General features: G+C 59.8%; 12 protein-coding genes. 6 read left to right on the top strand and 6 right to left on the bottom strand.

Features of this window, described 5'->3' with window-relative positions; all coding sequences use genetic code 11:
• The first annotated feature begins 149 nt into the window (after positions 1 to 149).
• Positions 150 to 1,235: an NAD(P)-dependent alcohol dehydrogenase gene (locus tag BJP61_RS11665; protein WP_038863011.1), complete on the top strand. Its 1,086-nt coding sequence runs from the start codon at positions 150 to 152 to the stop codon at positions 1,233 to 1,235.
• 45 nt (positions 1,236 to 1,280) lie between these two features.
• Here the strand turns inward: BJP61_RS11665 and BJP61_RS11660 are convergent, their stop codons facing one another.
• Positions 1,281 to 2,045: an SDR family oxidoreductase gene (locus tag BJP61_RS11660; RefSeq protein ID WP_038863010.1), complete on the bottom strand. Its 765-nt coding sequence runs from the start codon at positions 2,043 to 2,045 to the stop codon at positions 1,281 to 1,283.
• Positions 2,046 to 2,504: 459 nt separating this feature from the next.
• Here BJP61_RS11660 and BJP61_RS11655 point away from each other — a divergent pair, with 459 nt between their 5' ends.
• Entirely contained in the window at positions 2,505 to 2,921 is a 417-nt protein-coding gene (locus BJP61_RS11655) for a TfoX/Sxy family protein (RefSeq protein ID WP_171998383.1), read from the top strand.
• A 171-nt stretch (positions 2,922 to 3,092) separates the two neighbouring features.
• Here BJP61_RS11655 and BJP61_RS11650 read toward each other — a convergent pair whose 3' ends face one another.
• The 5 genes from BJP61_RS11650 to BJP61_RS11630 all read right to left on the bottom strand — a co-directional run bounded on the left by BJP61_RS11650 (position 3,093) and on the right by BJP61_RS11630 (position 6,744).
• Positions 3,093 to 3,686, bottom strand: a complete 594-nt coding sequence (locus BJP61_RS11650; protein ID WP_171998382.1) for a flavin reductase family protein — start codon at positions 3,684 to 3,686, stop codon at positions 3,093 to 3,095.
• Between the two features lie 63 nt (positions 3,687 to 3,749).
• Positions 3,750 to 4,514 (bottom strand): hypothetical protein, encoded by a 765-nt coding sequence (locus BJP61_RS11645; protein WP_038863005.1) that lies wholly within the window; start codon positions 4,512 to 4,514, stop codon positions 3,750 to 3,752.
• 1 nt (position 4,515) lies between these two features.
• Positions 4,516 to 4,713: a hypothetical protein gene (locus tag BJP61_RS11640; RefSeq protein WP_007710153.1), complete on the bottom strand. Its 198-nt coding sequence runs from the start codon at positions 4,711 to 4,713 to the stop codon at positions 4,516 to 4,518.
• A gap of 121 nt (positions 4,714 to 4,834) precedes the next feature.
• Positions 4,835 to 5,836, bottom strand: coding sequence for an alpha/beta hydrolase (locus BJP61_RS11635; RefSeq protein ID WP_038863002.1), 1,002 nt, complete (start codon positions 5,834 to 5,836; stop codon positions 4,835 to 4,837).
• A gap of 170 nt (positions 5,837 to 6,006) precedes the next feature.
• Positions 6,007 to 6,744, bottom strand: coding sequence for an SDR family oxidoreductase (locus BJP61_RS11630; RefSeq protein WP_075193100.1), 738 nt, complete (start codon positions 6,742 to 6,744; stop codon positions 6,007 to 6,009).
• A 185-nt stretch (positions 6,745 to 6,929) separates the two neighbouring features.
• On the opposite strand from BJP61_RS11630, the gene BJP61_RS11625 reads away from it, so the two are divergent.
• The 4 genes from BJP61_RS11625 to BJP61_RS11610 all read left to right on the top strand — a co-directional run bounded on the left by BJP61_RS11625 (position 6,930) and on the right by BJP61_RS11610 (position 12,227).
• On the top strand, positions 6,930 to 7,865 hold the full coding sequence (locus BJP61_RS11625) for an AraC family transcriptional regulator (protein WP_161579681.1): 936 nt from the start codon (positions 6,930 to 6,932) through the stop codon (positions 7,863 to 7,865).
• A gap of 427 nt (positions 7,866 to 8,292) precedes the next feature.
• Positions 8,293 to 10,509, top strand: a complete 2,217-nt coding sequence (gene tssI, locus BJP61_RS11620) for a type VI secretion system tip protein TssI/VgrG (RefSeq protein ID WP_171998381.1) — start codon at positions 8,293 to 8,295, stop codon at positions 10,507 to 10,509.
• A gap of 12 nt (positions 10,510 to 10,521) precedes the next feature.
• The gene (locus BJP61_RS11615) at positions 10,522 to 12,081 is read left to right on the top strand and encodes a hypothetical protein (protein ID WP_171998380.1); all 1,560 of its coding nucleotides are present in this window, start codon (positions 10,522 to 10,524) and stop codon (positions 12,079 to 12,081) included.
• Positions 12,078 to 12,227 carry a hypothetical protein gene (locus BJP61_RS11610; RefSeq protein ID WP_165688852.1) on the top strand — a complete coding sequence of 50 codons (150 nt, stop codon included), beginning with the start codon at positions 12,078 to 12,080 and terminating at the stop codon, positions 12,225 to 12,227. The genes BJP61_RS11615 and BJP61_RS11610 overlap by 4 nt, the downstream gene beginning before the upstream one ends.
• Positions 12,228 to 12,237: the final 10 nt, after the last annotated feature.

The following is a 12,237-nucleotide window of genomic DNA, read 5'->3' as shown; positions in this document are numbered from 1 at the left end:
GGGGGAGGGGAGCGGCTTATTCATTATCAATGAGTTAGACGTTTTTCCTCCGCCCCGTTATTCCTGCGACACGCCCCGACGCCTGGCAAAAGTCACCGATGCGCTGTATAAGAAATAAACACCGCTGATACGCGTAACCGGAGATGACGATGACCATGAAAGTGCTGGGCTATGCCGCGCAAACCGCAGAGGCGCCGCTGGCTCCCTTTGAATTTACCCGCCGCACCCCGCGCCCCGATGATGTGGTGCTGGAGATCCTCTACTGCGGCGTCTGCCATTCCGATCTCCATCAGGCGCGTAATGACTGGGGCTTTAGTCAGTATCCCATCGTGCCGGGCCACGAAATTATTGGCCGCGTTACCGCCGTAGGCAGCGACGTGAAGAAATTCAAACCGGGCGATCTCGCGGGCATCGGCTGTATGGTCGATTCCTGTCGTCATTGCGACCCGTGCCGCGAGGGGCTTGAGCAATACTGTCTCGAAGGCAATATCCAGACCTATAACGGTATCGACCGCCACGACGGGGAACTGACCTTTGGCGGCTATTCGCAAATTATCCTCGCTTCGCAGGACTTTGTGTTGCGTATTCCGGAGGGGCTCGATATCAAAGGCGCCGCGCCGCTGCTCTGCGCCGGGATCACCACCTGGTCGCCGCTGCGCCACTGGAAGGTCGGTAAGGGGAGTCGCGTTGCGGTGACAGGCTTAGGCGGCCTCGGACATATGGCGCTGAAGCTCGCCCATGCGCTGGGTGCAGAAGTGACGCTGTTTACCCGTTCGCCCGGTAAAGAGCAGGACGCCCGCAGGCTCGGCGCGCACCACGTGGTGCTGTCAGAGGATGAGAGCCAGATGGCGCAGGTGGCCGGTCATTTTGATCTCATCATCGACACCGTGCCTTACGCGCACGACATCAATCCGTATCTCGCCACCCTGAAGATTGACGGCACGCTGGTATTCGTCGGCCTGCTGGGCGATATGGAGCCGCCGGTAAGTACCGTGCCGATGATCATCGGGCGGCGGTCCATCGCAGGCTCGTGTATTGGCGGCATCGCGGAAACGCAGGAGATGCTCGACTTCTGCGCGAAGCACCAGATTTCAGCGGATGTGGAAGTCATCAACATTCAGGAAATCAATGAGGCGTGGGAGAGGATGCTCAGGAGCGACGTGAAGTATCGTTTTGTTATCGATATGGCGTCGTTACAACAAGGCGCGCGTCTGGCACCGGTAACTGCGCCATAATGTCAGCACCGAAGAAAAGAGCGGGCCTGAGGGCCCGCTGTTTATTTACGCCTGTTTCGGCTGACCGTTTGACGCCGTCAGGCCGCCATCGACCGGCAGATTGACGCCGGTGATATAACGGGCGTCTTCGCTTGCGAGAAACGCAATGGCATCGGCGATATCTTCCGGCTCGCCCGCACGCTGCATCGGGATGCGGTCATAGAATTTTTGCAGCAGCGCCTCGTCCTGTTTCATATCTTCAGTCAGTTCGGTAAAGGTAAAGCCCGGACAGATAGCATTCACGCGCACGCCATCCGCGCCATAGTCCATCGCGAGCGAGCGGGTAAAGTTAGTGACCGCGCCTTTCGCCGCGTTGTAGACGCTCATGCCCCAGTCACCGCCGAGCCCCGACACTGACGAGATATTAATCACGTTGCCTTTGGTCTTCAGCAGACCCGGCATAAAGGCGTGCAGGCAATAGAAAACGCCATTGAGATCGGTGCCCATCAGCGTTTCCCAGTCCTCAAGCTTAATCTCGTGGATTTTGCCCTGAACAATCACGCCCGCGTTATTCACCAGCACATCGACCCGACCAAACTCGTCGGTCACGCGTTGGGCGAGCGCCTGAACCTGGGCCGGATCGGAGACGTCACACGGCGTTACCAGATGCTTACCTTGCGAGAGCGTCGCCGCCACTTTATCCAGCTTCTCTTTTGTGCGGCCAACCAGCACAACGCTTGCGCCTTCTCGGGCAAACCGACGCGCTGCCGCCGCGCCAATACCTGAACCTGCACCCGTCACGACCACCACTTTTTCTTGAAAACGGTTCATACATCCTCCTTTTCAGTGTCTGGCACAATGCTGTGCGTAATCATCAAGTCCTTGTTAACTCTGGCATTCATTGCGCGCTTCGCAAGTCGGCAACGTCGAAATGCGCGTAACTGACTGTTTTCACGCAAATAAAAAGTCATTAAAAAATGTGATCCATACCAAATATTCGCGGCGCGAATAAAGAGGTCGGGTAAGCCTGCGCTTTTCACTTTGCTTATCAAAAGGTTAGTCATTTATCATAAAGATATTGTTGTGCGGCTTCGCCTGGTTGTGGATAACATGTGCAAAGTGAACAAAAAATATCCTGAGAGGGGATCGCATCAGATCCAACCACATGCAGTGCGGGCAACCCTGTCACGTTTAAGGATCGTTTTTGATTAAAAGGATCGTGTAAGCGATCCTGGCCGGCATGACGTTGCGTTTAATTTGTGTTGCCCGTACACCGGGCGGAGGAAGGCAATGAAGGTTTCGCGTGAATACCTTACGTTTCTGCTAGATCAGCTGGCACCGCTCGGCGCGGTAGAGACGCGCCGCATGTTTGGCTGTGTGGCGCTGTTTCAGGGCGGCAGGATGTTCGCGCTGGTGGACAGCGACGCACAGTTTTATCTCAAAGCCGATGCGCTGAACCGTGAACGCTTTATCGCCGTAGGGTTCCCGCCTTTTACTTATCTCACCACGCGCCGCAGCGGTGGCCAACAGGAGGTAGCGCTCGGTTATTACCAGTTGCCGGAGGAGCTGCTGGAAGATAACAACGAATTCCTGCGCTGGGCGCGTGAGGGGCTGGCCGCCGCTGCGCGTGCGCCTGTGAAGAAACCGCGCAAAACCGCGCTAAAAGATCGCGATAACGCTAAAACGAACGATAAACCGCTTTATTAGTTACAACATACTTAAAACGATCCAATCATTCTGCTGTAACGACAGCGCCGTGAATTTTGCCTTGCAGGAAGAAATAGGGCGAATAGAGAGCAAAGGGGCGTCGTGTCGTAAAGACGATAAAAAAGCCAGGCAGGCTGGCTTTGAGAAGAACTAAAGCGAAAAGGGCCGGTGTCAGATGTCGCTGTCGGGGCGCGCGAACGCCTCGCCAATAGCATAGAAATGCCCGCCCGCAACGTGATGCAGGCTGCGCAGTTCCGCAGGCGCATCCTCAAAGCGCCAGCGGCCTTCGCGAAATACCCGTGTATCAGCCCAGGCGGCCGTCACCTGGCCGATGAACAGATCGTATTGCTGCTGGTTATGCGGCTCGGGAATGAGCTTACAGGCAAGCCATGCGGAACAGCCCGCGACCAGCGGCGCGTCCACGCCTTCCATCTCTAACAGCTCCGCTCCGGCGAGCCTGAGCTTTTCCGGCTCGTTATGCAGGCTCAGCGTACCCAGCTGGTACGTCATTTCGCGCTGCGCGACGGTCGGCACCTGAAGCACAAACGTACCGCTGCGCTCCAGCAGCTCGCGGGTGCGGGCGATTTTATCAATCACCACCGTGACTTTCGGCGGCGCGAAATCGAGCCCGCAGGCCCACGCGGCGGCCATTATGTTCTCCACGCCGTCATGACGGGCGGAAACCAGCACCGTCGGCCCGTGGTTAATTAACCGGTACGCCTTTTCCAGCGGCACCGGCGCCATAAAGGCACGATTGTCATTCATACGCATAACCCTTTGTTATCGAAGGCGGGCAGGGTAACACAGCCCCGGCGGGGCCGTTTTACGCTATGTGTCGCGCATGCCGAGCGCCAGCGACTGCGCCGGGTCGAACAGCGACAGGCTCTCAATCTGATTGAGTAAAATGACCTTGCGGTACGCCAGCGCCGATTTCTCGCCCGTAGTGAGCGTAATGTCATGGCTGTCATACCAGGCGCTGTAGTTATGCTCGACGCGCAAATCCAGCGTCTCGCGGTCGCGGTAACCGCTCAGCATCGGGATCAGCACCAGATTACTGATGTCGCTGCGCGTGCTGTCAAAGGTCGCGCTGTGGATCATCCCGATATACACACGCTGGGATTTCATGGTTATCCAGATAAGCTCGCCCTCTTCCATACATTCATACAGCAGCCCCTCAATGCCATTAGCGCGCGATAGCGTCCGGTAAAGCGTGCGACGCCCGCTGTTATCGAGCTTCGCCGTCGGCGACCAGTTTGCGCGGTAGAGGCAAAAGAGAATAGCGAAGCCGAGCATAATCACGACCGGCGCCTGGATGCCGAGAAAGCTCCAGTTCATAAACGCCATCTGGTAGTGATAATCGTCGCTGCCGGACCACGCCGGGAAGGCATTCAACAGGCTTGATACGCCCAACAGCGCCAGCCACAACAGCCCGGTGGCGAGCACGCCCTGGAGGACGAAAATACAGCCGTAAAGGGCAACCAGGAAATAGACATCCCACCCGGAGGTGCGCATAAACTTAAAGCGCGTGGAGAGATCGCGGCTGGTATACCAGTAGCCGCATACCATCAGTACCATAAATATCGCCGTGCCCATCTTAAGCCCTCTTCAGCATGTCAACGTGACGGGCGAAATCTTCCTGTACGGCAAGGCATTCAATATTCACCGAGGCGTTGCCGTCCTCGTCGATGATGATGCGTTCCCCTTCGTCAATAGCGTCCTGTATATGTGCCGGATGAACGGCATGAACCAGCTTTTCCGGGCTGGTAAAAAGCGATCGAAATATTCTTAGCATGTAAAACCTCCCGGCCAACAGTATAGAAAGCCTGATAGAAGCAGGGAGAAATCAACACGTTTTACAGGATTATCCGAAGGAAAACGCCCGCCGTGGGGGCGGGCGGCGGGGACTGCGCCGTTTACTCTACCGCGCGCAGGCCGTCGAGCAGCGCTTTATGGAGCCGCTCCGGCGCCTGGATTTGCGGGGCGTGGCCGAGGTCGTCAAAGGTGACGAGCGTCGCGTGCGCAATGGCGCGGGCGGCCGCTTTGCCAAGCGTCGGATAGTCGCCGAGCGTTTTTTGCACCTCCGGCGGCGCCGCGTCTTTGCCCGGCGCCGTGGTGTCTTTATTGCCGATAAGCAGCAGCGTCGGCATCTTCAGCTGGCCGAATTCATACACCACGGGCTGGGTATAAATCATGTCGTAGAGCAGCGCGGAGTTCCACGCGACGCGCGCTTTGCCTTCGCCCTGATACATGCCGGCCAGCATATTCACCCAGCGGTCATACTCCGGTTTCCACTCTCCGGCGTAATAGGTGTTCTGTTCATATTTGCGGATCCCCGCGGCGCTGGTTTTCAGCTCGCGCTGATACCACGCGTCCACCGACTGCGACGGCACGCCTTTCGCTTTCCAGTCCTCAAGCCCGATAGGGTTAATCATCACCAGTTGTTCTGTTTCATTCGGGTACATCAGCGCATAGCGCGTCGCCAGCATGCCGCCGGTGGAATGGCCAATGAGCGTCGCCTTCTTCACGCCGAGTTTTTCAAGCAGCGCATGCGTATTCTGCGCCAGCTGCTGGAAGCTGTACTGGTAGCGCGCAGGCTTGGTGGATTTGCAAAAGCCAATCTGATCCGGCGCGATAACCCGATACCCGGCGTCACGTAACGTGCGAAGCGTCGTATCCCAGGTGCCGGCGCAGAAATTTTTGCCATGCATCAGCACCACCGTGCGGCCATTCGGGGCGGCAGGTTTCACATCGATATAAGCCATCTGCATCGGCTGGCGCTGGGATTCAAACTGAAAACGCGCCACCGGCCAGCCGTAATCAAAGCCCTCAAGTTCCGGGCCGTAAGCGGGGGTGGCGGCAAAAGCGGGAGCGGCGAGGGCGCAGAGCAGCGCCGCGCTGGAAAGGCGTAAAGACACAGGCAGTTTCTCCTTAACGGTTTATCAGCTGTTGCTGACTATAGCTGACACGCAGGATGCAGGTGTCGGTGCGGGTAAATGGCCTGTAAAAAAGCGCAAAGAGGGAAAGTCTGTGGCGACGCGCGCCACCAGAGCGATAAAACGCCAGGGCGAACCCTGGCGGTGAGCGATTAATGCGGGCTGGCGGTCGGGCGCACGACGATCTCACTGACATCGACGTTATCCGGCTGTTCGATGGCGTAGGCGATAGCACGGGCAATCGCGTCCGCCGGCAGGGCGATGCGGCGAAAATCGTCCATCGCCGCGCGTGCGGTCTCATCGGTGATATGGGTCGCGAGCTCCGATTCCACCACGCCGGGGCTGATTAACGTCACGCGAAGCGTGTCATTTTCCTGACGCAGCCCATCGGTAATGGCGCGCACAGCATATTTAGTGGCGCAGTAGACTGCGGCGGTAGGTGAGACGCGGTACGCCCCAATCGAGGCGATATTAATAATCTGCCCGCGGTTGCGCGCCTGCATCACCGGCAGCACGGCGGCGATGCCGTGCAGCACGCCGCGCACGTTTACATCCAGCATCTGGTTCCATTCATCCACCTTCAGCGAGGCGAGCGGCGAGAGCGGCATCACGCCCGCGTTATTGATAAACGCGTCCACCTGGCCATATTTCTCCAGCGCAGTGCGCACAAACGCCTGCATGCTGTCGAGTGATGTCACGTCCAGCGCGGCATAGTCAATCTGCGCGCCGTTAAAGCGCAGTTCGTCGCACAGCGCCGCCAGGCGGTCGGTGCGGCGCGCGCCAATCAGTAAACGGTAGCCCTGGGCCGCTAAAAGGCGCGCCGTGGCTTCGCCGATACCGCTGCTGGCGCCGGTGAGCAGGATAACTTTGCGTTCTTCGGTCATCGTCATGGTGCTTACTCCGTCGTTTGAAGGCCCGGCGGGCTTGCCGGCGCCATATGCATAAAGCCTACGCCCGCCAACGGCCTCCCGACAGCGCCATTCCTCTCGGTGTATTGCCTGATCCTATTCACCCTGGTGAAGCTTTACGCACAACGTGCCACAATCCTTGCAGGAAATTATGAGGAGAGACCGTGATGACGATGACGCAGAGCCAGCGTGAGACGATAGCGCTCCTGGCAAAACTCGCCCCGCAGGAGGGCTACACCCGCTCGCTGCTTGATACCGTGCGCTTTATGCGCTCGGATCGCGCGCTGCCGCGCACGCCGGTGCTGTACGAGCCGTGCATCGTGATTGTCTGCCAGGGCTGCAAACGCGGATACCTTGCCGATAACGTCTATACCTACAATGCCAGCCACTATCTGGTGCTGTCAGTGCCGCTGCCATTCTCCACCGAAACCGACGCCACTCCCGAGGAGCCGCTGCTGGCCGTCGCGGTACGGCTCGATATGACCGTTATCGCCGAACTGGTACTGACGCTTGATGGCAGGCAGGGGGCGCGCGCCACGCCGCCGGAGGGGATCCTCTCCACGCCGCTCGACGAACCGCTGGCCGACACCACGCTGCGCCTGATGCGCGCACTGAGCCACCCGCAGGAGGCGCAGATCCTCGGCCCGGCAATTGTCAAAGAGCTCTACTACCGGGTGCTGATTGGCGAGCAGGGCGGCGCCATTCGCGCGGCGCTGGCGAGCGTCGGTAAATTCAGCCGCATCGCCCGCGTGTTGCAACGCATTCACGTCGACTATGCAGCGCGTCTCGATGTCGCGACGCTCGCCGCTGAAGCGGGCATGAGCGCGCCCGCCTTTCACGCGCATTTCAAAGCGGTCACCAGTAACTCGCCGGTGCAGTACATCAAAGCGGTGCGGCTGCATCAGGCGCGGCTCATGATGATCCGTGACAACCTCAGCGCCGCCACGGCGGCCGTGCGCGTCGGTTATGAAAGCCCGTCGCAGTTTAATCGCGAGTTCCGCCGTCTGTTTGGCCGTACGCCGGGCGCCGAAACCCGGGAGATGAAACACTCTTTCGCGCTACTGCCGCCCACGCAGTTTGAGGCCATGACGGCGAATCATTAACGCTGCGCCAATTAATCAGGCTTATATTTCCCGACGCCGCATTACGGTTGTGATATTTCACTTAAGATTAAATAAGCCGGGGAATATATTTCCCCGGAGAGTGAGATAAATCCAAAATGAATTAATCGCCCGCGTTACGGGTTTCATTATTTTCCGGCAACGGGCGCGCCAGCGCCCTGTGACGCGGCTCTCGCTTTGCGCTCAGGCCGCGCCAAATGGGATTATTCCCACTTAACGACTTTCCGGTTGCCGATAATATGACCGCATCATCATCACCCGATATCGATTATTTCACGCCTGCCGGCTATGTAATTTCGCGCCTGCAAAATATAACGCGTGTGGTCGTGCCATTACGGGGATATAGCCATGCGATTCACCGGGTTTTGTAATGCGGACATTCTGATGGCAACCTTTAACGGGAGTACGCATGGTTAACCGAATTCGCGTTTCCTCACCATCCGCGCCCGACTCGCTGTTATTCTGGGCGCTGAGGGGCGAAGAAAGCCTCGGCGCGCCCTTTCGCTTTACGCTCGATCTGTTAAGCGATGACTTCACGCTCGACAGGCAGCGGCTATTGGGCCAGCCGATGAGCGTGACCATCCCCACCCAGACGCCTGAACCGCGCTACCTGTCCGGTAAAATTACCGCCGTGACGGTGCGCAGCGAAGAGCTCGACAGCAAGCGCTACGCCGTGTATCAGCTGACGCTGGAGCCCGATTTCTGGCCGATGATGCGCGATCGTAACTTTCGTATTTTCCAGCAGCAGCGCGTGCCGGATATCGTTAAAACGCTCTTTTCCGAACACGACGTCAAACTCGAAGACAAACTCACCCGCAGCTACCGCCAGTGGGATTACTGCGTGCAGTACGTCGAAAGCAGCTTTGAGTTTGTGAGCCGCCTGCTGGAGCTGGAAGGTATCAGCTATCTCTTCCGCCATGATAAAGACGGGCACACCCTGGTGCTGATGGATGACTACACCAGCGCGTCGCCGTTCCCGGGCTACGACGTGATTCCCTGGCACGCCACCAGCGGCGGCGGGGTGGTTGAAGAAGAGGGCATAAGCCAGCTCACCGCAAGCCATGTGGTCACGCCCGGTCTTTACAGCACCGACGATTACGACTTTCGCAAACCGCACGCCTGGATGCTGCAAACCCTGCAAAACCCGGTGTCGCCAACCCCGGGTAAAATCGACGTCTACGACTGGCCGGGGCGTTTCGTGGAGCATGGCGACGGCGAAGCTTACGCCCGCATTCGCCAGCAGGCGTGGCAGGCGCAACAGCAGCAGACGCGCGGCTCCGGCACCGCCAGCGGTATCGCGCCGGGGCACACCTTCCGGCTGATTAAAGCGCCGCACGTCGCTGATAACGCCGACTGGCTGGTTGTCAGCGCGCAGTATGACTTCGAAGAGAACCCTTACACCTCCGGCGGCACCGGCGAAGGCCGCCAGCGGATCGATTTTACGGTGATCCCGGCGCAGACGCCTTTTCGCCCCGCGCCCGTCACGCCGTGGCCGCGCACTTATGGCCCGCAAACCGCCCGCGTTGTGGGGCCGAAGGGCGAGTCTATCTGGACGGATCGCTATGGCCGTGTGAAGGTGAAATTCCACTGGGATCGCATGAGCCAGGGCGATGAGAACAGCTCCTGCTGGGTACGCGTCTCCAGCGCCTGGGCAGGCCAGGGCTTCGGCGGCATTCAGATCCCGCGCGTGGGCGATGAAGTGGTGGTCGATTTTATCAACGGCGAGCCCGACCGGCCGATTATCATCGGGCGCGTCTATAACGAGGCGCGGATGCCGCCGTGGGCGTTGCCCGCCGCCGCCACGCAGATGGGCTTTATGAGCCGCTCGAAAGACGGCTCGCCGGATAACGCCAACGCCCTGCGTTTTGAGGATAAACCCGGCGAGGAGCAGTTCTGGCTGCATGCGGAGCGCAATATGGATACCGAGGTGGAGCAGGATGAAACCCACTCGGTGGGCAGCAACCGCACCAAAACCGTCGGCAAAGACGAAACCAGCCACATTAAGCAGAACCGCACCCGCACCGTAGACGGTAACGAAACGGTCACGGTGGGCCAGGATCGCACCAAAACCATTCAGGGCAGCGAAACCACGACGGTAAACCAGCACCGTACCGAAACGGTGAAGGGCAATGAGACCCTGAGCGTTGAGCAGAATCGCGACGAAACCATCACCGGCAACCACACGGCGACCGTGAAAAGCAACCAGACTGGTACCGTTGATGGCAACCAGACGCTGACGGTCAATCAGGATCGCACCCGTACCGTCAACGGTAATGAAAACGTGCAGGTACAGCAGAACCGCACCGTCGCCGTTACCGGCAACCAGACGCTGAACGTTTCCGGCCATCGGGATGTCACGGTGAGCCGCAATGAAAACCACGTGGTAAGCCAGAAACAGGTGGTTTCTGTTGGCGCGGGGCGCACGCTGACCATTACCGGCGGCGACACCCGCTTTACCGAGGGCAGCGTCGCCGACAGTGCCACCACCACGTTTCAGATTAACGTCGGCGAGAGCGGGATCCTTATCAGCAACGGCAGTATCGAGATAACCGCTGGCGGCGCCAGTATCACCATCAATGCCGCAGGCGTCATGGTCAACGGCAAGAAAATCGAGCTTAACGCCTGACAGGATGCCCGGATGAGTGCGAAAAACCCGACCGAAAACGCCATCAGAGAACTGGAAATGCACTGGCTTGACCGCACCGAAAACAGCGCGGCCAGGGTTATCGTCTGGCGCGTGCCCGCGAGCGGTGAATGTGTGCTGAACGGTTTTTTCGCGCTGCAACAGCACCCGGAAGGCCGAAGCCTCGCCGATCTTTTTCTTACGCTTGATACGCCGTTTGAGACTGGCTATGGCTACAGCCAGGCGCTGGCGAATGATTTTCTGGAAAGCGTGGAGGCGACGCCCGATGCGCGCCCCTGGACGGGCGAGGCCTTTCTGCCGTGTTTCAGCGCCGGCGCGCTGCGCGCCATGCTGGAGAGTTTCGCGCGCGCGCACGAGGAAGATTTCACGACGCTAATTGTCATCCTGAAACCGGCTGCGGTCAGCGACATCGCGGCGTACAACCGCTGGCTCGCGCAGTGGCTCGCCGCCCCGGCAGCGCGCGTGCGCCTGCTGCTGACGGACACCACCGAACAACCGCTCTGGCAGCCGCTGGTCGACGCGCACCCGCCGCAGGTTTTGTTGCTCACTGACACGCCCGACGCGATGCAGGTGATGCAGCAGACCGCGCGCCAGCAGACCGATCCGGACAGCGATCGTCTGCTGTTTCGCCGCTATCTCGCCGACGCCATGCTGCTGCTCGAAAAGGGCAGCGCCGCGCAGGTCGCGAGCCGGGCGGCGCTCGCCATGCCGATCGCGCAGCGGCGCGGCTGGGCGGATCAGGAGGCGTTACTGCATCACCTGGTCGCCGGGGCGTGGCTGAAGGCGAAAAACACGGCGCAGGCCGTGGCGCACTACCAACAGGCGCAGTCGGTGGCGGCGCGCGTCGCCGATGTGCCGGTGCGCGGCCAGCTCGCGGTGCAGGGCGCCTTTGGCGAGGCAGGCGCCTGGTTTGCCGATAAAAATTACACCGAGGCGGCGAAGCACTACCGCCGCGCCGCCGCGCTTGCGCGCGAGATCCCGCATCCGCTCTTTGAGCTTGAAGGCTGTCGCATGGCCGGGTTCGCGCTCTGGCAGGCGGGGCACCGCACCGTGGCGATGGAAGATTACGCGGCGGCGGTTCGCGCGGCAAAGGCCATCGCGCAGGAAGAACGCGCACAGACCACGCTGCCGCTGGTCTTCGCCGACCTGCTGCGTATGCAGGATAAACGCCGCAGCGAGGCGCTGGAGGTTGCCGCCGCGCGTTTTCAGCAGGAGAGCCAGCGGCTGCTCCTGGAGGCGGAAACCGCCGTCAGCACCCTGAACCCGCCCACGGCCCCCGCCGTTAAGCAGGCCGACCGGCGGTTGCAGTTGGGCCTTGAAGCCGCGTTTCTGGCGCTGCGCCAGCAGCGCGAAGCGTTAATCGCGCAGGGCGATGAGAGCTTTCGCCAGACGGTGCGACTCGCCCGCGACCTGTTACACCCGCACTGGAACGGCCTGCCGGATGTCGCGCACCCGTTCGACGCCCCGCCGGGCGAATGGCGCTCCCTTCCCGCCTGGAGCGCGAGCGCGCCCGCGGCCCCGTTATCTGAACCTGCAGGAAGCAACAACGTATGAAACGTCGCAACAGCCATTTCAAAACCAAAGCCATCGTGATTGTCGTGGCGATCCTTCTCGCCATGCTGTTTTTAAGCGTCTCTGACAGTGAGCTTGCCACAGAGATCCGCACCTTCCTGCGCGCGCTGCTTCGCGCCTTATTCTGACGGTAACGCG

It is taken from the genome of Cronobacter sp. JZ38 (genome assembly GCF_008932145.1).
GTDB lineage: Bacteria > Pseudomonadota > Gammaproteobacteria > Enterobacterales > Enterobacteriaceae > Cronobacter > Cronobacter muytjensii.
The sequence above is the reverse complement of the archived record's forward strand: the minus strand, read 5'-3'. Positions and strand labels throughout refer to the sequence as shown.

Excerpts from the sequence above, each read along its gene's own strand:
- BJP61_RS11615 (WP_171998380.1), top strand. The coding sequence starts at position 10,522 with ATGAGTGCGAAAAACCCGACCGAAAACGCCATCAGAGAACTGGAAATG.
- BJP61_RS11610 (WP_165688852.1), top strand. The coding sequence starts at position 12,078 with ATGAAACGTCGCAACAGCCATTTCAAAACCAAAGCCATCGTGATTGTC.
- tssI (WP_171998381.1), top strand. The coding sequence starts at position 8,293 with ATGGTTAACCGAATTCGCGTTTCCTCACCATCCGCGCCCGACTCGCTG.
- BJP61_RS11625 (WP_161579681.1), top strand. The coding sequence starts at position 6,930 with ATGACGATGACGCAGAGCCAGCGTGAGACGATAGCGCTCCTGGCAAAA.
- BJP61_RS11665 (WP_038863011.1), top strand. The coding sequence starts at position 150 with ATGACCATGAAAGTGCTGGGCTATGCCGCGCAAACCGCAGAGGCGCCG.
- BJP61_RS11660 (WP_038863010.1), bottom strand. The coding sequence starts at position 2,045 with ATGAACCGTTTTCAAGAAAAAGTGGTGGTCGTGACGGGTGCAGGTTCA.
- BJP61_RS11630 (WP_075193100.1), bottom strand. The coding sequence starts at position 6,744 with ATGACGATGACCGAAGAACGCAAAGTTATCCTGCTCACCGGCGCCAGC.
- BJP61_RS11645 (WP_038863005.1), bottom strand. The coding sequence starts at position 4,514 with ATGGGCACGGCGATATTTATGGTACTGATGGTATGCGGCTACTGGTAT.
- BJP61_RS11650 (WP_171998382.1), bottom strand. The coding sequence starts at position 3,686 with ATGAATGACAATCGTGCCTTTATGGCGCCGGTGCCGCTGGAAAAGGCG.
- BJP61_RS11655 (WP_171998383.1), top strand. The coding sequence starts at position 2,505 with ATGAAGGTTTCGCGTGAATACCTTACGTTTCTGCTAGATCAGCTGGCA.
- BJP61_RS11640 (WP_007710153.1), bottom strand. The coding sequence starts at position 4,713 with ATGCTAAGAATATTTCGATCGCTTTTTACCAGCCCGGAAAAGCTGGTT.